This window comes from Nonomuraea rhizosphaerae (assembly GCF_019396405.1).
Lineage (GTDB): Bacteria > Actinomycetota > Actinomycetes > Streptosporangiales > Streptosporangiaceae > Nonomuraea > Nonomuraea rhizosphaerae.
This window is the reverse complement of record NZ_JAHKRL010000018.1, coordinates 1-20,222: the sequence shown is the minus strand read 5'-3', so window position 1 is coordinate 20,222 and position 20,222 is coordinate 1. Positions and strand designations below refer to the sequence as shown.

At 70.9% G+C, this 20,222-nt stretch carries 18 protein-coding genes; 8 read left to right on the top strand and 10 right to left on the bottom strand.

What is annotated here, in order from left to right:
- The 8 genes from KME77_RS01000 to KME77_RS00965 form a co-directional block, all read right to left on the bottom strand.
- Positions 1-217, bottom strand: a 217-nt coding sequence (locus KME77_RS01000; RefSeq protein ID WP_219460384.1) for a glycosyltransferase, incomplete at its 3' end; no start/stop codon positions are given.
- Complete coding sequence (locus KME77_RS00995) at positions 214-2,850, bottom strand: bifunctional glycosyltransferase/CDP-glycerol:glycerophosphate glycerophosphotransferase (RefSeq protein ID WP_219460382.1); 2,637 nt, start codon at positions 2,848-2,850, stop codon at positions 214-216. The genes KME77_RS01000 and KME77_RS00995, both read right to left, overlap by 4 nt.
- A gap of 157 nt (positions 2,851-3,007) precedes the next feature.
- Entirely contained in the window at positions 3,008-3,721 is a 714-nt protein-coding gene (locus KME77_RS00990; protein ID WP_219460378.1) for an SRPBCC family protein, read from the bottom strand.
- A 78-nt stretch (positions 3,722-3,799) separates the two neighbouring features.
- Positions 3,800-4,654, bottom strand: a complete 855-nt coding sequence (locus KME77_RS00985; protein ID WP_219460374.1) for an FAD binding domain-containing protein — start codon at positions 4,652-4,654, stop codon at positions 3,800-3,802.
- Positions 4,651-6,966, bottom strand: coding sequence for a xanthine dehydrogenase family protein molybdopterin-binding subunit (locus KME77_RS00980; protein WP_219460372.1), 2,316 nt, complete (start codon positions 6,964-6,966; stop codon positions 4,651-4,653). Before KME77_RS00980 ends, KME77_RS00985 begins: the two co-directional genes overlap by 4 nt.
- A complete protein-coding gene (locus KME77_RS00975; protein ID WP_219460367.1) occupies positions 6,963-7,445 on the bottom strand; it encodes a (2Fe-2S)-binding protein in 483 nt (160 codons plus the stop codon). The genes KME77_RS00980 and KME77_RS00975 overlap by 4 nt, the downstream gene beginning before the upstream one ends.
- Positions 7,446-7,514: 69 nt before the next feature.
- Positions 7,515-7,718 carry a hypothetical protein gene (locus tag KME77_RS00970; RefSeq protein WP_246608972.1) on the bottom strand — a complete coding sequence of 68 codons (204 nt, stop codon included), beginning with the start codon at positions 7,716-7,718 and terminating at the stop codon, positions 7,515-7,517.
- Positions 7,708-9,297 (bottom strand): PspC domain-containing protein, encoded by a 1,590-nt coding sequence (locus KME77_RS00965; protein ID WP_219460362.1) that lies wholly within the window; start codon positions 9,295-9,297, stop codon positions 7,708-7,710. The genes KME77_RS00970 and KME77_RS00965 overlap by 11 nt, the downstream gene beginning before the upstream one ends.
- 113 nt (positions 9,298-9,410) lie before the next feature.
- On the opposite strand from KME77_RS00965, the gene KME77_RS00960 reads away from it, so the two are divergent.
- The 3 genes from KME77_RS00960 to KME77_RS00950 all read left to right on the top strand — a co-directional run bounded on the left by KME77_RS00960 (position 9,411) and on the right by KME77_RS00950 (position 12,492).
- Positions 9,411-10,622: an ATP-binding protein gene (locus KME77_RS00960; protein ID WP_219460360.1), complete on the top strand. Its 1,212-nt coding sequence runs from the start codon at positions 9,411-9,413 to the stop codon at positions 10,620-10,622.
- Entirely contained in the window at positions 10,619-11,251 is a 633-nt protein-coding gene (locus tag KME77_RS00955; protein WP_219460359.1) for a response regulator, read from the top strand. Before KME77_RS00960 ends, KME77_RS00955 begins: the two co-directional genes overlap by 4 nt.
- Before the next feature lie 98 nt (positions 11,252-11,349).
- Positions 11,350-12,492, top strand: a complete 1,143-nt coding sequence (locus KME77_RS00950; RefSeq protein ID WP_219460354.1) for an FAD-dependent monooxygenase — start codon at positions 11,350-11,352, stop codon at positions 12,490-12,492.
- Positions 12,493-12,505: 13 nt separating this feature from the next.
- Here the strand turns inward: KME77_RS00950 and KME77_RS00945 are convergent, their stop codons facing one another.
- On the bottom strand, positions 12,506-13,426 hold the full coding sequence (locus KME77_RS00945) for a helix-turn-helix transcriptional regulator (RefSeq protein WP_219460350.1): 921 nt from the start codon (positions 13,424-13,426) through the stop codon (positions 12,506-12,508).
- Between the two features lie 172 nt (positions 13,427-13,598).
- Between KME77_RS00945 and KME77_RS00940 the strand changes: the two genes are divergently transcribed.
- The 4 genes from KME77_RS00940 to KME77_RS00925 all read left to right on the top strand — a co-directional run bounded on the left by KME77_RS00940 (position 13,599) and on the right by KME77_RS00925 (position 16,874).
- Complete coding sequence (locus tag KME77_RS00940) at positions 13,599-14,999, top strand: glutamate-cysteine ligase family protein (RefSeq protein WP_308250485.1); 1,401 nt, start codon at positions 13,599-13,601, stop codon at positions 14,997-14,999.
- Positions 14,996-15,646, top strand: a complete 651-nt coding sequence (locus tag KME77_RS00935; RefSeq protein ID WP_308250484.1) for a neutral zinc metallopeptidase — start codon at positions 14,996-14,998, stop codon at positions 15,644-15,646. The genes KME77_RS00940 and KME77_RS00935 overlap by 4 nt, the downstream gene beginning before the upstream one ends.
- A 122-nt stretch (positions 15,647-15,768) precedes the next feature.
- Positions 15,769-16,026, top strand: coding sequence for a WhiB family transcriptional regulator (locus KME77_RS00930; RefSeq protein ID WP_219460340.1), 258 nt, complete (start codon positions 15,769-15,771; stop codon positions 16,024-16,026).
- 104 nt (positions 16,027-16,130) lie between these two features.
- Positions 16,131-16,874, top strand: a complete 744-nt coding sequence (locus tag KME77_RS00925; RefSeq protein ID WP_219460337.1) for a CPBP family intramembrane glutamic endopeptidase — start codon at positions 16,131-16,133, stop codon at positions 16,872-16,874.
- A gap of 24 nt (positions 16,875-16,898) precedes the next feature.
- Here the strand turns inward: KME77_RS00925 and KME77_RS00920 are convergent, their stop codons facing one another.
- Entirely contained in the window at positions 16,899-17,618 is a 720-nt protein-coding gene (locus KME77_RS00920) for a PIG-L deacetylase family protein (protein ID WP_219460335.1), read from the bottom strand.
- A 272-nt stretch (positions 17,619-17,890) separates the two neighbouring features.
- Here KME77_RS00920 and pcrA point away from each other — a divergent pair, with 272 nt between their 5' ends.
- Positions 17,891-20,140, top strand: a complete 2,250-nt coding sequence (gene pcrA / locus KME77_RS00915) for a DNA helicase PcrA (protein WP_504739319.1) — start codon at positions 17,891-17,893, stop codon at positions 20,138-20,140.
- Positions 20,141-20,222: the final 82 nt, after the last annotated feature.

The following is a 20,222-nucleotide window of genomic DNA, read 5'->3' as shown; positions in this document are numbered from 1 at the left end:
TGCGCTCACGGGGGCTCTGCGGGCCGACGGGGCCGGGGCTGATCACGTGGTGCCCGTAGCGCGGCGCCTCGACGTACCGGAACGGGTCACGGGCCCGGTGCAGCCCGATCACGTGCACATCGTGGCCGCGCTCGGCCAGGCCCTGGGCCAGCGTGTGCGTCACCTGCTGGATGCCGCCGAGCGTGTCGGCGTCCATGCACGCGAAGACGACGGTCATCGTCCCACCGGTTGCCCGAAGAAGGCGTCCACGACCCGCGCGGCGGCGTCGCCGCGTTCGTCGGCGCACCACAGCTCGCGGAAGGCCGCGTAGCGCCCGGCGTGCGCCGCGTGCAGGGCGGGCAGCTCGCGCAGCGCCTCGACCAGCTCCGCCGTCGTCGTGACGCACGGGCCGGGGGCGATGGCGGGCAGGTCGTGGTAGACGCCCCGCTCCGACAGCCGGTACTCGTCCCAGTCGTCGATCAGGAACACCATCGGCTTGCCGGTCAGCGCGTAGTCGCACATCACCGACGAGTAGTCCGTCAGCAGCGCGTCCGAGGCCAGCATCAGGTCGTTGACCTCCGGATAGCCGCCCGCGGGCCGGACGAAGTGCCTGACGTGCTGCGGCGTCCGGTACCGCTCGACCGGGTGGGTGCGCAGGATCAGCACCCACTCGTCCGACAGCTCCTCGGCCATCAGCTCCAGGTCGGCGCGGACAGACTGGCCGCTGTTCTTGGCCCGGTCCCGGTACGTGGGCGCGTACAGCAGGACCTTCCTGCCCGGCGGGATCTCCAGCCGCTCCAGGACGTCGTCCCTGGTCAGGCCGTTGACCAGGGCGTCGCAGCGCGGCGTGCCGTACCGGTAGAGCGGGCCCGTGTAGCCGTTGGACGGCAGGAACACCCGGCAGAACTCGGCGCTGGGCGCGACGAGCGCGTCCCAGCGGGCCACGGCGGCGCGCCACTCGGCGCGCGGCTGATCGAAGTCGGCGCGCAGGTCAGGGGCGTCGAAGCCGATCGACTTGATGCCCTGGCCGTGCCAGGTCTGCAGGTAGCGGGTCCCGCGTGGCTTGGGGTAGTTGAGCGGGAAGCCGTGGCTGTCCACCCAGATGCCGGCGCGGGCCAGCGTCCAGACGTAGCGCCAGCCGCCGCGGCGGATCAGCCGGGCGTCGGCGGGGAAGTGCCTGCGGCCCTTGGCCACCGACCAGACGACCTCGATCGGCAGGTCGCGCCGCCGCAGCTCCTCGTAGACGGCGCGCGGGCTGCCGGTGCAGCCCTTGCCGACGTCGGCCTCGAACAGCGCCAGGTCCTTGCGTGGCGGCAGCACGCTGATCACCGCCTTGTAGAAGCGCAGCTTCATGGCGGGCGTGCTGAACCTCTTCATCAGCCTGCGACGCAGCCGCTGGAGCCGGGTCGGCGGGACCGGGCGGGCCCTCACCCGCAGGAACGCGGCGTTGCCCGCCGCCCTGACCGTGCCGGCCTCCATCGCGACCGGCTCGATGCCGGGGTGGACCAGCAGCCGGTCGGTCGTGGTGTGGCCGTCGCAGCTCCTGGTGAAGCCGATGCGCGGGTCGCACGACACCGTGGGGGTGAAGGTGATCTCGCTGACGTAGCCGCCGTCCCCGGAGGCGACCGGCTCGATGGGGATCCGCCGGGCGCCGAGCTTGAGGAAGGCCGTCCAGTCGACCGGCAGCACGCCGAAGGGGTCGTAGGTGTGCACGGTCATCCTGACCCGCTCACCGTCCCCCGCCAGCTCGGTGATCTCGTGCCGCAGGCGGGTGGCGGTGTAGGGCAGCTCGGCCATCCGCAGCCGGGTGATGTCCATGCCGGGCGCGACCGTGGTGCCCCAGTACGTACGGCCGTCCTGCCGCACGGCGGCCCGTGGCGCGGCGCGCGGCGCGGACAGCGACCTGGCGGCCACCATGAGATCGTCGATCCGGTCGTCGAGGACGAGGTGACAGCAGACCTTGGCCATCGGCTCGATCCGCTCGAACACCTCCTGCGGGATCTCCTCCAGGTACGGCCGCACGATCGCCGCGAACTCCTTGACCCACACCCGGTCGCGCCTGGGCAGCGGGTTGAGGTACACGCGCAGGTCCTGCCGCAGGAAGCGGTGCTGCCGGTCGGGCACCAGGTCGTCCATGCCGTGGGCGCGCAGTTTGTCGTCGCTGAGCCGGGCCGCGGTGATCCGGTGCCGCACGTTGTCCATCTCCTTGATGCTCAGCGAGATGGAGCCGCCGGCGGCCGCGCGGCGCCAATGGTAGACCACCCAGGGCACGACCGCGAAGCGGCGCGACACGGCGTACAGCTCGGCGGCGAAGACGTGGTCCTCGTAGAGGATGTCCTCCGGGAAGCGCAGCCCCCGCTCGCGCAGGAAGCGCACGTCGTACAGCTTGTTCGTGCTGAAGGAGTCGATGAACAGCTCGGGGTCCTCGCGGATGCCCGCCACCACGCGGCGCCGGGCGAAGACCGACGGGTAGTAGCGCTCCAGCCGTCCGCTGGGCTCGTACAGGCGGGAGATCTGGCCGGAGACGAAGTCGGCGCCGGTCCGCTCGATCTCGCCGAGCAGGCTCTTGCAGGCGTGCCTGGGCAGCTCGTCGTCGCTGTCGAGGAACATCACGTACGGCGCGGAGGCCGCGTCGAGCCCGTCGTTGCGCGGCGCGCCGCAGCCGCCGCTGTTGGCCTGCCTGCGCAGGTAGCGCACGCGGGGGTCGGCGTGCGCCAGCTCGGTGGCCACGCGGGCGGTGTCGTCGGTGCTGGCGTCGTCGACGACGATCACCTCAAGGTCGCGCAGCGACTGGGCGAGCACCGAGCGCACCGCCCTGGGCAGGCGACGCGCGTCGTTGTACGTGATCACGACGACGGTGCAGTCCGGCATCCCATCCCCCGAAACTCCGATCCCACCCCCGAGCGGGATATCTCCCCCACTCCTCCCTGGGTGGGACAACTCGCCCCGCTCCTCCCTGAGTGGGGCATGCGTGAGGGGATAACTTCCCGGACGGCGGGTGATGTGTCGGGGTCTGGGGTTTCTTTGCCTAATTTGGGCGCATAAGACGCCTGATCAGCCACCCGATGAACACCAGCGCCGCGACCGCCCCGGCGATCGGCGCGATGCGCTTCAGCAGCGGCGCCCCGGCGATCTCCAGCAGGTCGAGCGCCTCCTCGTCGGGCGTGAGCGACGTGCGCAGCGTCCCGGTGGGCCGCACGTCCTCCTCAGGGGCCGGCAGCGGCTCCGGCACCAGCTCCAGCACAGGCGCAGCCGCGGGCACGGCCGTCCCGGCCTGGGCGGCCTCGGGCGCGGGCTCGGTCAGGAGCTGCGCCAGGTTGGCCGCGAACCGGTCGATGAGCTTGCCGCCGACCTCGGCCATGACCCCCCGCCCGAACTGCGCGGGCCGGCCCGTCACGTTGAACGAGGTCTCCACGGCGACCGTGGTGGACCCGTCCGTCGGCGTCAGTCTGGCCTTGACGGTCGCCGAGGCCGTGCCCGAACCGCGGGCCTCCTTGCCCGACGCCCTGATGGTCAAGGTGTGGCTGTCCTTGTCCACGTCCTCGAACTTCGCCGAGCCGCGATAGGTCACGGTGATCGGCCCGACCTTGACCTTCATCCGGCCGGTGAACTCGTCGCTCTCGAAGATGTCGAGCGTCGCCCCCGGCAGGCACGGCGCGACCCGTTCGACGTCCAGCAGCACGGCCCACGCCTGCTCGACCGGCACCGGAACGCTGAACTCGTGCTCGAACCGCATCGCCATCGATCCGCTCCTCTCCCACTGATTGCGACATTACGTCTTTGAGGGGGCGCCCCGGAAGAGGCGCCCCCTCGTACCGGGTCAGGGGGATCCGGAGGCGCCGCGTACCGCCCGATGGGTCAGCACCCTTGCCAGGTGCCGGCGGTAGTCGGGCTGGGCGTGCAGGTCAGAGGGCGGCGACGTGTCGGCGTCCGCCTCCTGGCACGCCTGCTTGAGCTGGTCGCCCAGCTCCATTCCCTGCAGCGCGGTCTCGACCGCCCGGGCCCGGACAGGCGTCGGCCCCATGTTGGCCAGGCCGATCCTGGCCTCCTGGATCGCGCCGTTGGAGCGCCGGACCGCCGCCGCCACGCCGACGATGGTCCACGCCTGAGCCGTCCGGTGGAACTTCTCGTAGTGGAAGCCCCACCCCGCGCCGAGCTTCGGGATCCGCACCCCGACCAGGATCTCGCCCGGCCGCAGCGCGGACTCCAGGTAGTCGACGAAGAACTCGGCGGCGGGGATCTCCCGCTCACCCTCCGCGGACCTGGCCACGAAGACGCCGTCCAGCGCCAGGACCACCGCGGGCAGGTCGCCCGCCGGGTCGCTGTGCGCCAGCGAGCCACCGAACGTGCCGCGGTGCCGCACCGCCGGGTCGGCGACCGTCGCGGCGGCCAGCGCCACGAGCGGGCACTCCGTGTTGACCACGCCGGAGCGCATGACCTCGTCGTGCGTGGCCATCGCGCCGATGAACACGTGGTCGCCGCGGTCGTGCACGCCCGACAGCTCCGGCAGGCGCCCGATGTCCACCAGCTTGGACGGGTACGCCAGCCGCAGCCGCAGCAGCGGAAGCAGCGACTGACCACCGGCGAGCGCCTTGGCGTCCTCGTCGGAGGCCAGCTCCTGGCACGCCTCGCTCAGCGAGGTCGCGCGCACGTAGTCGAACTGTGCCGGGATCATGCCAGCGCCCTCCAGATCCGCTCAGGTGTGCACGGCATCTGCACATCGTGCACCCCGTGCGGGCGCAGGGCGTCGACGATCGCGTTCACGACCGCCGGGGTCGAGGCGATCGTGCCGGCCTCGCCGACCCCCTTGACGCCCAGCGGGTTGCTGGTGGCCGGGGTCTCGGTCCGGTCGGTGACGAACTCGGGCAGGTCCGCCGCCGACGGCAGCAGGTAGTCGGCCATCGTGGTGGTGAGCAGGTTGCCGTCGGCGTCGTAGACGGCCTCCTCGAACAGCGCCTGGGCGATGCCCTGCGCGATGCCGCCGTGGATCTGGCCCTCGACGATCAGCGGGTTGACCACCTTGCCGATGTCGTCCACCGCCACGTACGAGCGGATCTTCGCCATGCCGGTCTCGGTGTCCACCTCCATCGCGCACAGGTGGGTCCCGTGCGGGAAGGAGAAGTTCTCCGGGTCGAACGTGGCGTCGGAGTCGAGCCGGGCCTCCACGCCCTCGGGCAGGTCGTGGGCCAGGAACGCGGCGAAGGCCAGCTCCTGGATGCTCTTCTGGCTCTCGGTGCCCCGCACCTTGAAGACGCCGTCGGCGAAGTCCAGGTCGTCGGGTGAGCATTCGAGCAGGTGGGCGGCCAGTTTCCGGGCCTTGTCCTTGACCTTGTCGCAGGCCCTCAGCACGGCGATGCCGCCGACGGTCAGCGAGCGCGAGCCGTAGGTGTCCATGCCCTTGTGCGAGATCGCGGTGTCGCCGTGCAGCACGGTGACGTCCTCGAACGGCACCCCGAGCGAGTCGGCCACGATCTGGCTCCACGCCGTCACGTGTCCCTGCCCGTGCGGGGAGCTGCCGGTGATGACCTCGACCTTGCCGGTCGGCAGCATGCGCACCGAGCCGTGCTCCCAGCCGCCCGCGCCGAAGTTCGCCGCGCCGAGGCCCCTGGACGGCGCCAGCCCGCACATCTCGGTGAACGTGCTGACCCCGATCCCGAGCTGCACCGGGTCGCCCCGGTCACGCCGGTCGGCCTGTTCGGCGCGCAGCTTGTCGTAGCCGAACAGGGCCAGCGCCTTGTCCGTCGCCGCCTCGTAGTTGCCCGAGTCGTACGTCAGGCCGGAGATGGTCGTGTACGGGAACTCCTCGTGCCTGATCCAGTTGCGCCTGCGCACCTCCAGCGGGTCCAGGCGCAGCTCGGCGGCCAGCTCGTCCATCATCCGCTCGATGCCGTACGTCGCCTCGGGGCGGCCCGCGCCGCGGTAGGCGTCGGTCGGCATCTTCGTGGTGAACACGCCCGTGCAGCCGAACTCGTAGGCGTCCATCTTGTAGATCGCGTTGAACATCTGCGCGCCCAGCAGCGGGATGCCCGGCGTGATCAGCATCAGGTACGCGCCCATGTCGGCCAGCAGGTCGACCTTCAGCCCGCGGATGCGCCCGTCGGCCTCGGCCGCCAGCTGGATGTGCTGGATCTGGTCGCGCCCGTGGTGCACCGTCAGGTTGCCCTCGGAACGCGACTCGACCCACTTGACCGCCTTGCCCAGCCGCTTGGCGATCAGCAGGCAGAGCACCTCCTCGGCGGTGACCTGGAGCTTGGAGCCGAACCCGCCGCCCACGTCCGGCGCGACCACCCGGATCTTGTGCTCGGGGATGCCGGTCACCACGGCCAGCATGACCCGCAGGATGTGCGGGATCTGGGTGGAGGACCAGAGCGTGAACGAGTCGCCGTCGGTGTTCGCGAGCACCGCCCGCGGCTCCATCGCACTCGGGATCAGCCGCTGCTGGACGTACGTCCGGTCGATGACCACGGGCGCGTCCCTGAAGGCCGCGTCGATGTCGCCCACGGTCATCTGCATGGAGTACGCCTGGTTGCCGGCCTCGTGCACCTTGGGGCTGTCCGGGGTCAGGGCCTCGTTCATGTCGAGCACGGCCGGGAGCGGCTCGTAGTCGACCTCGATCGCCTCCAGCGCGTCCGCGGCCCGGTAGCGGTCGGTGGCGACCACGCAGGCCACGGCCTCGCCCACGTACCGGACCTCCGACGTGGCCATCGGCGGGTGCTCGGGGATCACCACGTTGTCGGTCACCGGCCACGCGCACGGCAGGCTGCCCTGCTCGGCGGCGAAGTCCTGGCCGCTGTAGGCCGCCACGACGCCCGGCAGGCCGAGAGCCGCCGACACGTCGACCCTGGTGATCCGCGCGTGCGCCATCGGGCTGCGCAGGAACATCACGTGCAGCATCCCCGGCTGCCGCAGGTTGTCGGTCCACTGGGTGCGCCCGCTCAGCAGACGGGCGTCCTCCTTGCGCCTCCTCGCCCTGCCGACCTCGGTCATTGTGTCCTCACCGCCTGCCCCATCTCCTGCGCGCCCCTGCGTACGGCGCGGACGATGTTGCAGTAACCGGTGCACCGGCAGAGATTGCCCTCCAGGCCCTCCCTGATGGCGTCCTCCGACGGGTCCGGAGTGTCCCTGAGCAGGTCGATCGCGGCCATGACCATACCGGGGGTGCAGTAGCCGCACTGCAGGGCGTGCTCTTCGTGGAAGGCCTGCTGCATCGGGTGCATCGACCCGTTGGAGCCCAGGCCCTCGATGGTGACGACGTCACAGCCGTCGGCCTGCACGGCCAGCACCGTGCAGCTTTTCGCGCTCTTGCCGTCGAGCATGACGGTGCAGGCGCCGCAGTTACTGGTGTCGCAGCCGACAGGTGTGCCGGTCTTGCCCAGACGTTCTCGTAGCAGGTGGACGAGCAGGAGTCGAGGCTCGACGTCCTCCTCGTACTTGACTCCGTCGACAGTGACGGTTATCCGGGGCATACGTCCTCCCAGAGGAGCGGGAAAGGCGGACAACGCCCAACGTACGCCGGTGTTTCCCCCGGTCAAGGGTTACTTGCCGCGAATCACCCGAGCCACCACGGCCACGAGGCCCGCGAAGCCCAGCCCCACCACCACGAGCGACACCAGGACCAGGGGATCCTTGATCGAGCCGGTCAGGATCAGGATGCCGAGCACCACGAACAACGTGCCGCTGAGCAGCGCCATCCAGTCCGTCCTGTGCAGGGCGCGCGGCTTGTCCATCTCACGCGGCACGCCGCACCTCCATGTCGCCGGCGCCGCCGCGCAGGTTCAGGACGATCGTCGAGACGTCGCCCTTGGGCTTGGTCTCGGGCTCCAGCGTCTTGTCGAAGCGCACGTCCACGCCGCCCTTCAGTGACTGGTCGATCGTGATGTCACCGACCTTGTTCGAGGCGTGCACCTCGACCCTGGCGCTCGGCGGCACGATCACGGTCAGCTCGCCGATCGAGACCGAGGCGTTGACGGTCAGGTTCGTGCCCGGCGTCAATGTCAGCTCGGACAGGTCCAGCCGGCCCTCGCCGACGCCCACCTCGAAGGGCCTGCTCGCCTCCGCCACGCTCTGCGGCTGCCAGGCGAGGTCACCCATCTGCTTCGGCAGGCCGCCCACCACCAGGCCGACCGCGATCAGCAGGGCCACCATGGTGCCCGCCGCGACCAGGCCGACGCCGCGGCCCCACCAGGCCGCGATGAGCAGCCCGGCGCCGATCGTCACGAGCACGGCGCCGCCGACGAGGGTAGGACTGACCCCCGCGGCCGACCTGGCTTGGACCGCCACGACGATCCCTCCAATGATGATGGCCAGCAACATGGTGATGGCACCGATGTACGATCTGGGCCGCTTCGGGCGCGGCGGGAGCGTCACCCTGGCGTACAGGGCGGGATCGTACGGCGAGTAGCCGCCCCCGCCCCCGCCCGCGCGTTTGCGCGGGTCGAGCGGCTGGTAGGGGCCGTTCGGGGCGAACGGCTCGCCGTAGGAGGCGTACCCGGACCCAGTGGAGGTCCTCGGCTGAGGACGGGGGCGCGGCGCCGCGGGAGGCGGGTCGGCCGGCGCGGGGTTCACGCGTGCCGAGGGCTCGCGGGTCTCGGTGGCCGGCGGGGACTCGCTCGCCATCGCGGCCAAGGTGGGCTCGATCCTCGTCGGATTCGCCGGGCTCGCCGGATTCGCTGGGCTCGCCGGACTTGCCGGGCTCGCCGCGGCTGCCGGGGGCTCGGCGGACACCGGATCCTGCGGCGCCGCCGCCGGGCTCACCGGAGCCTCCGGCACGTACGGCGCGGGCGCCACGCCCGAGGCGGGCTGCGGCGGGATCGGCGAGTGCGCGGGGACGTCCGACGGGAACGGCTCGGGCTCGTCGGCGCTGGGACGGCGGCTGAGCCGCTCCGGCATCGAGCGCGCCAGCCCCAGCAGGTCCACCCCGTTGGTGTGCGCGGCGAGCAGCCCCACGGCCAGCATCAGGCCGACCACCAGCGTGGGCGTGCTCAGCCAGACCGTGGCCAGGTTGAGGCCCAGCCCCGCCGCGAGCACGGCCGTCATCAGCGCCATCACCGTGTCGGCGTCGAAGTCACGCCGCGTCCACTGCTCGATGAGGCCGCGCCGCCCGTTCGGCTCCTTCATGAGCAGGAACGCCGCGATGTAGACGAACAGCCCGATCCCCGAGCCGAACAGCAGCACCGCGAAGCCCACGCGGAACACCACCGGGTCGATCCCGGTGTGCCGCCCGAGCCCCGCGCAGACCCCCATGAGGAAACGCCCCTCGCTGCTGCGTCGCAGCGCGGCGTGCCGGGAGGTCTGTTCCTTGGGCGGTGCTTCTGTCATGTGCCTATCGTGGCCCGGGTCACCCGCCCATCTCCATCCGGGACACCCCTGACCCGACCCGGGGGTTGTTCCCTGATGCCTCAGGCCGCCTCACGTGTGACGATGACCATGTTATGGCTGACCAGAAGACTCTTGCCGAGGCCGGTGGCGACGCGCCCTTCCGCCGGATGATGCGCCCCATGGAGGGCAGGCTGCTCGGCGGCGTGGCGCAGGGGCTGGCGACGCAGCTCAAGCTCGACCCCGTGGTGATCAGGCTGACGTTCGTGCTGCTCAGCGTGGTCGACGGGGTCGGCGTGGTCGCGTACGCGGTGCTCTGGATGATCACGCCGCGGATGCCGTACGAGGGCAGCAACCGGCCGCCGCGCGACTGGAGCCAGCTCGCCGCGTTCGCCGCGATCGGCATCGCGCTGGCCGCGTTCAGCTGGCTGACCGGCGCCTCCCAAGGGGGGATCGGCATGCTGCCGTTCGCCGTGGGCGGCATCGGCGCGCTCATCCTGTGGCAGCAGGCCGATCCCGAGCGCCGCCGCAACTGGATGAGCGGCGCCACCAAGGGCATGCGCAAGAACCGGGTCCGCACGATGCTCGGCGTCGCGCTCGTCGCCGTCGGCGCGGTCGGCTTCCTCGCCGTCCAGGGCGAGCTGATGGCGGCGCGGCCGGGGTTGCTGTTCACCGCGGTCGTCGTCGGCGGCCTGGCCGTCGTCGCCGCGCCCTGGCTCGCCGGCCTGTGGAAGGAGCTGCAGCTTGAGCGCCGCGAGCGCATCAGGCAGGAGGAGCGGGCCGAGGTGGCGGCGATGGTGCACGACTCCGTCCTGCACACGCTCACCCTGATCCAGCGCGTCGCGCACGACCCGCGCGAGGTCACCAGGCTGGCCCGCTCCCAGGAGCGCGACCTGCGCAACTGGCTCTACCAGCCCGCCCAGGACGCCGACGCGACGCTCGCCGCGGCCGTGCGCAGGATCGCCGCCGAGGAGGAGGACGCGCACGGCCTGCCCATCGAGGTGGTCTGCGTCAGCGACATCGCCCTCGACTCCGCGGGCAAGCTCGCCGCCATGCTGAAGGCGGCCAGGCAGGCGATGGTCAACGCCGCCAAGTACTCCGAGAGCCCCTCCATCTCCGTGTACGCCGAGGTCGAGGGCGAAGAGGTGACCATCTTCATCAGGGATCGCGGCAAGGGATTCGATCTGGAGGCGATCCCCCTCGACAGAATGGGCATCAGGGAGTCCATCATCGGGAGAATGGAACGTCACGGCGGCGCCGCCAGGGTGCGCACCGAGCCCGGTGAGGGCACGGAAGTGATGTTGACGATGAAGGTGGAGAAGGAATGACCAGGGTGCTGATCGTCGACGACCACCGGCTGTTCCGCTCCGGCGTGCGGGCCGAGCTGGGCGACTCGATCGAGGTCGTCGGCGAGGCCGAGGACGTGGAGAGCGCGGTCAAGGCGATCGCCGAGCTGGAGCCCGACGTGGTCCTGCTCGACGTCCACATGCCCGGCGGCGGCGGGGTCGAGGTGCTGCGCAGGGTGCTCGGCTCCGGCGCGCAGGTCCGCTTCCTCGCGCTGTCGGTGTCCGACGCGGCCGAGGACGTGATCGGCGTGATCCGCGGCGGAGCCCGCGGCTACGTCACCAAGAACATCAGCGGCAAGGAGCTCACCGACGCCATCCGCCGGGTGGCTGACGGCGACGCGGTGTTCTCGCCGCGGCTGGCCGGGTTCGTGCTCGACGCGTTCGCCTCCTCCGAGGCGCCGTCGATCGACCCCGAGCTCGACTCGCTGACCCAGCGCGAGCGCGAGGTGCTGCGGCTGATCGCACGCGGGTACGCCTACAAGGAGATCGCCAAGGAGCTGTTCATCTCGGTCAAGACGGTCGAGACGCACGTGTCGTCGGTGCTGCGCAAGCTGCAGCTGTCGAACCGGCACGAGCTGTCCCGCTGGGCCACGGCCCGCCGCCTGGTCTGACCGCCTGGCAGGTTGTTGCACCCCCTCCCAGGGCGCCTGCAACAACCTGAAGCCCCGGCTCCGCCCGGCCGTTCGCCCAGGTGGCCACGCTGGACGCCATGGACATTCTCATCTCCGGCGCCAGTGTCGGCGGCCCCGCGCTGGCCTACTGGCTTGAACGCTACGGACACAACGTGACGGTCGTGGAGGTCACCCCCGGCTTCCGCCCCGGCGGCCAGGCCATCGACGTGCGCGGCCCCGCCCTGGAGGTCGCGTCCCGGATGGGCGTCCTGGACGAGATCCGCCGGCACAAGGTGCAGATGCGCGGCATGTCCGTCGTGGACGACGACGGCAAGGAGGTCTACCGCTCCGAGGAGCACACGCTCACCGGCGGCGACCTGGCCAGCGCCGACATCGAGATCCTGCGCGACGACCTCTCGCAGATCTTCGTCAGGGCCGTGGGGGACCGCGTCGAGTACCTGCTCGGCGACACCGTCACGGCCATCGACCAGGACGACTCCGGCGCCCGCGTCACCTTCGCGACGGCCGCGCCGCGCACGTTCGACCTGGTGGTGGGGGCCGACGGGCTGCACTCCAACACGCGCAGGCTGGTCTTCGGGCCGGAGTCCCAATTCATCGAGTACATGGGCACCTACCTGGCCGTCTGGACGATCCCGAACTACCTCGAACTGGACCGCTGGCAGGTCTTCCACCAGATCCCCGGCGACTCCTGGGGCGGCGGCGTCATGAGCGTGCGCGGCAACTCCGAGGCCCGCGTGTACATGGGCTTCGAGTCCGAGGAGCCCATCGCGTACGACTATCGCGACATCCCCTCGCAGAAGCGCATCCTGCGGGAACGGCTCGGCGGGTTCGGCTGGGAGCTGCCCAGGATGCTCGACCACATGGAGGACGCCGAGGACTTCCACTTCGACCCGATGGCCCAGATCCGCATGGACACCTGGTCCCAGGGGCGCGTGGTGCTGCTCGGCGACGCCGGCTACTGCGGCTCGCCGCTGTCGGGGCAGGGCACGAGCATGGCCATGGTGGGGGCGTACGTGCTGGCGGGTGAGATCAAGGAAGCGGGCGGCGACCACCGTACGGCCCTGGCCGCCTACGAGCGGGAGATGCGCGACTACGTCAAGGGGAACCAGGACCTGGCCTTCACCAACAGGGAGCGGTTCGAGGCGCAGCAGTCCGGGGTGGAGTTCGCGGGCCCGGCGGTGGGGGACGTCGTCAACGCGATCACGCTGAAGGACTACTGAGCCCAGGGCGCGGCTAGATCCAGCCGCGTTCCTTGGCCAGGAGCGCGGCCTGGAAGCGGTTGACCGCGCCGAGCCGCGCCATCAGCTCGGCCACGTGGCGGCGGAACGTCCGTACGGATACGCCCATCTCGCGCGCGGCCACCTCGTCCTTGCCCATGCGGCCGAGCAGGTCGAGCACCTGCTTCTCCAGCCGGGTCGGGTACGCCTCCGCGGGCTCCAGGTCCGCGGCCCTGGCCCAGGTCTGCTCGAACAGGTCCACCAGCGTGGCCACCACGCCCGGCTGGCGGATCAGCAGCGCTCCGGCGAGCGGGTTGTCGCGTTCGATGGGGACGAAGGCCGTGGAGCGGTCGAACACGAGGAGCGTCTGGATCGACTCGTCGGTGACGCGGTGCCGGTCGCCCGCACGGTGGAGCTCCCGGAAGTAGCCGGCGACCTCGGGGTCGTCCAGCGTGCGCCGGTGGACGATCGTGCGGTAGACGGCGCCGCGGCCCAGGTTGCGCAGGACGCGGGCGCGTACGTCGTCGTGGGACGGGTTCTCGCGTACGGGGTGCATGGCCAGGCACTCCGTCACCCGCGCGGACAGCTCGCCGATGCGGGAGCGGGCGCGTTCGGGGCCGTCGAGGCGTTCGATGTGCTCGGCCTGGGCGGCCGAGGTCTGCTCGGCCAGCAGCGAGGGGAGCATGGCCCTGGCCGAGGCGACCTCGTCGAGCCGCTGCCGGACCAGGCGGTCGATGGTCTCGCGCGGGTCCACCGCCATGACGCGCGCCCTGGCGTCGCGTTCGAGCAGGCCGAGGCGGGTGAGGCGGACGATCGCCGCGCCGACGTCCGGGCCCAGGGCGGCGTCGGCGGCGCCCTGCTCCACGCCGGGGTTGCGCAGGAAGAACCGGTAGACCTGCTCGTCCTTGGCGCTCACCCCGAGACTGGCCAGACTCACAGTGGAAAATCTACCGTCTTGTGATGGAAGTCGGGTTTGGGGGCGTTTTTGGCGCTCAGGCCGGCCGGTGATCTGGCTTAGTTCGCGGCGACGTGCGACATTGCCATCTATGGGCAGGGACGTGCCAGTAGTGGTGTTCAGCAGGGATGACCGGCGGAGATATCGGGAGAAAGTGCGACGGTGCCTGGACGTCTTCGCCCAGATGCTCCGCGAGTCGCGCTTCGAGGAGGACCGGCCGCTCGCCGGGCTGGAGATCGAGCTCAACATCGTGGACGCCGCGGGCGAGGCGGCCATGTGCAACGCCGAGGTGCTGGCCGCGATCCGGAAGCCCGACTGGGCCACCGAGCTGGGCCAGTTCAACATCGAGATCAACATCGAGCCTCAGGAGCTGGTCGGCGACGGCCCGACCCGGCTGGAGGAGGACGTCAGGGCCCGGCTCAACCACGCCGAGGAACGCGCCCAGACCCAGGGCGGCCACCTGGTGCTGATCGGCATCCTGCCCACGCTGCGCGAGCGGGACCTGGTCGAGGGCACGCTGTCGGCCAACCCGCGCTACAAGCTGCTCAACGAGCAGATCTTCGCCGCCAGGGGCGAGGACCTGCACCTGGCCATCGAGGGCGTCGAACGCCTCGACACCCATGCCGACAGCGTCGCGCCCGAGGCCGCCTGCACCAGCGTGCAACTGCATCTGCAGGTCAGCCCCGAGGAGTTCGCCGCCCACTGGAACGCCGCCCAGGCCATCGCCGGCCCGCAGATCGCCGTCGCGGCGAACTCGCCGTACCTCTTCGGCAAGGAACTGCACCGCGAGACCAGGATCACGCTGTTCGAGCAGGCCACGGACACCCGTCCGGCCGAGCTGAAGGCGCAGGGCGTGCGGCCGCGCGTCTGGTTCGGCGAACGGTGGATCACCAGCGTTTTTGACCTCTTCGAGGAGAACGTCCAGTACTTCCCGGCGCTGCTGCCCCTCTGCGAGGACGAGGACCCCCGCGCCGAGCTGGAGCAGGGCCGCATCCCCGCGCTGCACGAGCTGACCCTCCACAACGGCACGATCTACCGCTGGAACCGCCCGGTGTACGCGGTCGTCGACGGCACCCCGCACCTGCGCGTGGAGAACCGGGTGCTGCCGGCCGGGCCCTCCGTGGCCGACATCGCGGCCAACGCCGCCTTCTACTACGGGCTGATGGCCGTGCTGCCGCACACCGAGCGGCCGATCTGGAGCCAGATGTCGTTCGCCGCCGCCGAGGACAACCTGAACAGCGCGGCCAGGCACGGGCTCGACGCGCGGCTGTACTGGCCGGGCATGGGGGAGGTGCCCGCCGCCGAGCTGATCCTGCGCCGCCTGCTGCCGATGGCCCACGAGGGGCTCGCGAAGCGGGGCGTGGACCGCGCCGTCGCCGACCGCCTGCTCGGCATCATCGAGGGACGCTGCCTCTCCGGCCGTACAGGGGCGACATGGCAGGTCGAACGGGTACGCGCGCAGGGCGGCGACCGGCACGAGGCGCTGCGCGCGATGACGCTCGACTACATCGCGCGCATGCACTCCAACGAACCAGTGCACACTTGGGACGTGTGAAGCTTGTGAGACTCTCCCCGGTGCTGGTCTGCGCGCTCGCGCTCGTGCTGGCCGCGTGCGGGCTGGTGCGGCCCGCCCCGATGAACTCCTCGGGGGCCGACACCTTCGACGACGACGTGAACGCGGCGCGGCAGCTCACCGAGGCGTTCTGGAAGCAGCAGTTCAACGCCTCCGGCCAGACTTACCGCCCTATCTCGGATTTTGTCGCCTATAGCGGGACGTCTGGGCCTAGCTGTGGGGGGCAGCCGTCTGTCCCGAACAACGCCTTCTACTGCCCTGTGGGGCACTTCATCGCCTACGACAGGGACTGGATGGAGATGTTGTGGAACGACATGGGGGACGGGTCGGTGTACCTGATCATCCCCCACGAGTTCGGGCACTCCGTGCAGGCGCAGCTCCAGTCGAGCTTCCAGCTCAACGTCCAGGCCGAGCTGCAGGCGGACTGCTACGCGGGCGGCACCCTCTCCGCGCTGGTCAAGGCCGGGGCGCTGACGGTGGAGCCGGGCGACGACGACGAGCTGTTCGCCAACCTGGAGGCGGCCGGCGACCCCACGGACGACTGGCTCAACCCCAGCGCCCACGGCACCGCCGCCCAGCGCCAGCAGTCCTTCGCCAACGGCGTGGACGGCGGGGTGGGCGCCTGCTGACCCTTCCGCCGCCTCTGTCTCTCCTGCCTCTTCCGCCTCTTCTGCCGGCCCACCACGGTGGTATGCGCACGTCAGCCCAGAGGATGATGCGGGTGATCATGACCTCGGCATAGCGTTGGCCCATGCCACTGGGAGAGATCACCTGGCTGCGCAGAGGGGCCTGCAGATCCAGCGATCCTGAGCTGTTCTTCCCGCTCGCCCCCTCCGCGGTCCAGGAGGCCCGAGCCAAGGCGGTCTGCGCCACCTGTCAGGTGCTGACCGAGTGCCGGGCGTACGCGCTGACAGCGGGGGAGGCGGAGGGCATCTGGGGCGGCCTCACTCCCCAGGAACGCCGCCGCACCCGCTTCCCGGCAGGCTGGCGCAGCCCAGCCCCTACATAGAACCCCGCCCCGCACAGAGCCCGCGCCGGGTCTCCGCGCCGGGTCTTCGGGTGGAGGCTCGCATAGGGCCGCGCGGGGGTGAGGTGCGGCGATAATCTGCGAGGGTGCTGCTTCGCTCGATCGCCGTGCTGACCGCGGCCAACGTCCTGAACAACCGCGTCGCCCCCCGGCTCGCCCCCCTGACCTCGACCGTCGCGACCGCCGCGCTCGTGGCCATGGCGCGACGCTCCGGCGTGTCGTGGCGCGAGCTCGGCTTCGAGCACGGCCGCAAGGGCGCGGCGATCGGCGGCGCGCTGGCGGCGGGGGTCGCCGTCGTCTACACGGTCGGCGTGGCGCTGCCCCTCACCCGCCCGCTCTTCCAGGACGAGCGGGCCCTGTCGCTGTCGCGCGAGCGCGCCCTGGAGGAGGCCCTCGTCCAGGTGCCCCTGGGCACGGTGCTGCTGGAGGAGGTGGGCTTCCGCGGCGTCCTGTACGGCACGCTGCGCCGCTCCCACGGCACCGTGGCGGCGACGGCGCTCTCCTCGGCGCTCTTCGGCCTGTGGCACATCCTGCCCGCCATGGACATGGCCCGCGCCAACCCCGCCCTGGGCGGGCTGACCTCGGGTTCGGGCGAGGCTCCGAGCCAGGCGGACACGGCCCGCGTGGTGGCGGGCAGCGTGGCCTCCACCGCGGTGGCGGGGGTGCTCTTCTGCGAGCTGCGCCGCTGGGGCGGGCTCACGGCGCCGGCGATGCTGCACCTGGCCACCAACTCGCTCGGCTACCTCTTCGCCCGGATCGCCGGCAGGCCGGAGAACGCCGCCAAGCCGGAGAACGCCATCAACCCGGAGAACACCGCCACGCCCTCCTGAGGTACAGGGCCTTCCTGGGGGCCGTCAGGCCGTGGGGACGATCTGGAAGGCCTCCGCGTAGTGGCCCTCGCCGAAGCCCGCCTGGTCGGCCCACTGCGCGAAGCGCGACTTGACGAAGTCGGCGAAGCCCTCGACGTGCGCGACCTGGCTGACGTGCGACTGCAGCGCCGCCAGCTTGCGGTCGATGACCTCGGTGATGTCCGTCCAGTGGTTCGGGGTGGAGCCGCCGGTCAGCCACACCTCGCGCACCTTCCACGCCTCCAGGCCCTCTTCGAGGAGCAGTTCGGGGAAGGCGTACGGGTTGCGGGCGTCCGGGTAGACGGCGTCGAGCGTGGAGCCGCCGACGGCGCGGTGGTCCGGGTGGCTGGGGGCGATGTGCTGGTAGTTGCGCTCCGGGTGGTGGGTGATCACCACGTCGGGGCGTACCTGCCTGATGACCCTGGTGATGTCCTTGCGCAGGGCCAGCGACGGCACGACCGTGCCGTCGGAGTGGCCGAGGAAGCGCAGGTCGGTGACACCCACGGCCTTGGCGGCCGCCGTCTGCTCGGTCCGGCGCAGCTCGGCCATGCCGGTGTTGTCGAGCGTACGCTCGTTGCCGCCCGCGTCGCCGTCCGTGACCAGCAGGTACGTCACCTCGACGCCGCGATCGCCGAGGAGGGCGACCGTGCCCGCGGCGCCGAAGTCGGCGTCGTCGGGGTGGGCGGTGACGACGAGTACCCGCTTGATCTCGTTCTCGGCCAGCATGTCTTCCCTTTCGGACGTTGCCCAGAACTACCAAGATTCCTGGGCATCACACCTCAGATCGTCCCATTCACGACAACCAGTGCTCTCCGGCGGGCATTCCGCGAGGGCCGCGGCTCGGCCCTGAGGGCTGCCCCGCGTGTGGTTCCCCCTGGTCCGGGCCGCTTTTCGCGGGAGGGAGCCGGTGGCCCGGCGGGTGAAGATCGAGGGGATCGGGGTGAGCGGAGTGCCGATTCGGGGCGCCGTTTGTCGGTGGGGCGTCTTAACCTAGGTGCGTGCCGACCCAAGTCTCTGTTGACCACCCCTTGCTCGACGGCCTCAACCCGCAGCAGCGCGAGGCCGTGATCCATCACGGCGGTCCGCTGCTGATCGTCGCGGGGGCGGGCTCGGGCAAGACGCGGGTGCTCACCCATCGCATCGCCTACCTGCTCGCCGAGCGCAATGTGCATCCGGGCGAGATCCTGGCCATCACGTTCACCAACAAGGCCGCGCGCGAGATGAAGGAGCGCATCGACCGGCTGGTGGGCCCCAGGTCCAAGGCGATGTGGGTCATGACGTTCCACAGCGCGTGCATGCGCATCCTGCGGCGCGAGGCCAAGCGGCTCGGCTTCCCCTCCAGCTTCTCCATCTACGACCAGGCCGACTCGCAGCGGCTGATGGCGATGGTCTGCAGGGAGATGGACCTCGACCCGAAGCGCTACCCGCCGCGCTCGTTCTCGGCCCAGGTCAGCAACTTCAAGAACGAGCTGGTCGACTACGAGACCGCGATCGACAAGGCGGGCTCGCACCTGGAGAAGACGCTCGCGCAGGCGTACAAGGCCTATCAGCTCAAGCTGACCGAGGCCGGCGCGATGGACTTCGACGACATCATCATGAACACCGTGACGCTGTTCCAGCTGTTCCCGGAGGTCGCCGAGCACTACCGGATGCGCTTCAGGCACGTGCTGGTCGACGAGTACCAGGACACCAACCACGCCCAGTACATCCTGATCAGGGAGCTGGTCGGCCACCCCGAGCTGCGCACGACCGACGGCGACCTGGTCCGCTCCGGCGCCGACCAGTCCGAGCTGTGCGTGGTCGGCGACGCCGACCAGTCGATCTACGCCTTCCGCGGGGCGACGATCCGCAACATCCTGGAGTTCGAGCGCGACTACCCCGACGCGCGCACGATCCTGCTGGAACAGAACTACCGCTCCACCCAGAACATCCTGGCCGCCGCCAACGCCGTCATCTCGCGCAACGAGTCGCGCAAGCCGAAGAACCTCTGGTCCGACCAGGGCGACGGCCCCAAGATCGTCGGTTACGTGGCCGACAACGAGCACGACGAGGCCATGTTCGTGGCCCAGGAGGTCGACCGGCTCAGCGACGACGACGGCGTCAAGGCCGGCGACGTGGCGGTGTTCTACCGGACAAACGCGGCATCCCGCGTGTTCGAGGAGATCTTCATCCGCACCGGCCTGCCGTACAAGGTGGTCGGAGGCGTGCGCTTCTACGAGCGCAAGGAGGTCAAGGACCTGCTGGCGTACCTGCGCGTGCTGGCCAACCCCGCCGACGTGGTGTCGATGCGCCGCATCCTGAACGTCCCCAAGCGCGGCATCGGCGACCGGGCCGAGGCGATGATCGAGGCGCTGTCCTCGCGCGAGCGCATCTCGTTCTGGGACGCGCTGCGCCGGGCCGACGAGGCGTACGGCATGGCGACCCGCTCCCTCAACGCCGTGCGCGAGTTCGTCGCGATGCTGGAGGAGCTGATCGCCAAGGCCGAGGGGGTGCCGCCGTCGGCGCTGGCCGACGAGGTGCTGGTGGCCACCGGCTACCGCGCCGAGCTGGAGGCCTCGGAGGACCCGCAGGACGAGTCCCGGCTGGAGAACCTCAACGAGCTGATCTCGGTGGCCTCCGAGTTCGAGGAGGCCAACCCCGAGGGCACGCTGGTGGAGTTCCTCGAACAGGTGTCGCTGGTGGCCGACGCCGACCAGATCCCCGACGCCGACGGCGGGCAGGGCGTGGTCACGCTGATGACGCTGCACACGGCCAAGGGGCTGGAGTTCCCGGTCGTGTTCCTGACGGCCATGGAAGACGGCGTGTTCCCGCACATCCGCTCACTCGGCGAGCCGAAGGAGCTGGAGGAGGAGCGCCGCCTGGCCTACGTCGGCATCACCAGGGCGCAGAAGCGGCTCTACCTCACCCGGGCGGCGGTCCGCAGCTCGTGGGGGGCGCCGTCGTTCAACCCGGCCTCGCGGTTCGTCAACGAGGTGCCCGGACAGTTGCTCGACTGGCGTACGCCGCCGGAGAAGTCGGCGTGGAGCGCGGCGACCAGGCGCGAGCCCGCCGCCGCCGCGGCACCGAAGAAGGGCGGGCGGACGGTGCCCTCGCTGGCACCGGGCGACCGGGTCACGCACGACGCGTTCGGGCTGGGCACGGTGGTGTCGGTGGACGGGATGGCGGAGAAGACCAAGGTCAAGATCGACTTCGGGAGTGGCGGGGAGAAGACGCTGCTCCTGGCGTACGCGCCGCTGGAGAAGCTGTAGCCGCGCCCGCTTCGGGCGCACCGGCCTCCACCGCGCCTAGCTTTTCTTCCCCAAGAACCGAAACGCCCCCGCCGGAGTACGG

Excerpts from the sequence above, each read along its gene's own strand:
- KME77_RS00990 (WP_219460378.1), bottom strand. The coding sequence starts at position 3,721 with ATGGCGATGCGGTTCGAGCACGAGTTCAGCGTTCCGGTGCCGGTCGAG.
- KME77_RS00960 (WP_219460360.1), top strand. The coding sequence starts at position 9,411 with ATGGCTGACCAGAAGACTCTTGCCGAGGCCGGTGGCGACGCGCCCTTC.
- KME77_RS00920 (WP_219460335.1), bottom strand. The coding sequence starts at position 17,618 with ATGCTGGCCGAGAACGAGATCAAGCGGGTACTCGTCGTCACCGCCCAC.
- KME77_RS00930 (WP_219460340.1), top strand. The coding sequence starts at position 15,769 with ATGCCACTGGGAGAGATCACCTGGCTGCGCAGAGGGGCCTGCAGATCC.
- KME77_RS00950 (WP_219460354.1), top strand. The coding sequence starts at position 11,350 with ATGGACATTCTCATCTCCGGCGCCAGTGTCGGCGGCCCCGCGCTGGCC.
- KME77_RS00985 (WP_219460374.1), bottom strand. The coding sequence starts at position 4,654 with ATGATCCCGGCACAGTTCGACTACGTGCGCGCGACCTCGCTGAGCGAG.
- KME77_RS00980 (WP_219460372.1), bottom strand. The coding sequence starts at position 6,966 with ATGACCGAGGTCGGCAGGGCGAGGAGGCGCAAGGAGGACGCCCGTCTG.
- KME77_RS00995 (WP_219460382.1), bottom strand. The coding sequence starts at position 2,850 with ATGCCGGACTGCACCGTCGTCGTGATCACGTACAACGACGCGCGTCGC.
- KME77_RS00965 (WP_219460362.1), bottom strand. The coding sequence starts at position 9,297 with ATGACAGAAGCACCGCCCAAGGAACAGACCTCCCGGCACGCCGCGCTG.
- KME77_RS00955 (WP_219460359.1), top strand. The coding sequence starts at position 10,619 with ATGACCAGGGTGCTGATCGTCGACGACCACCGGCTGTTCCGCTCCGGC.
- KME77_RS00975 (WP_219460367.1), bottom strand. The coding sequence starts at position 7,445 with ATGCCCCGGATAACCGTCACTGTCGACGGAGTCAAGTACGAGGAGGAC.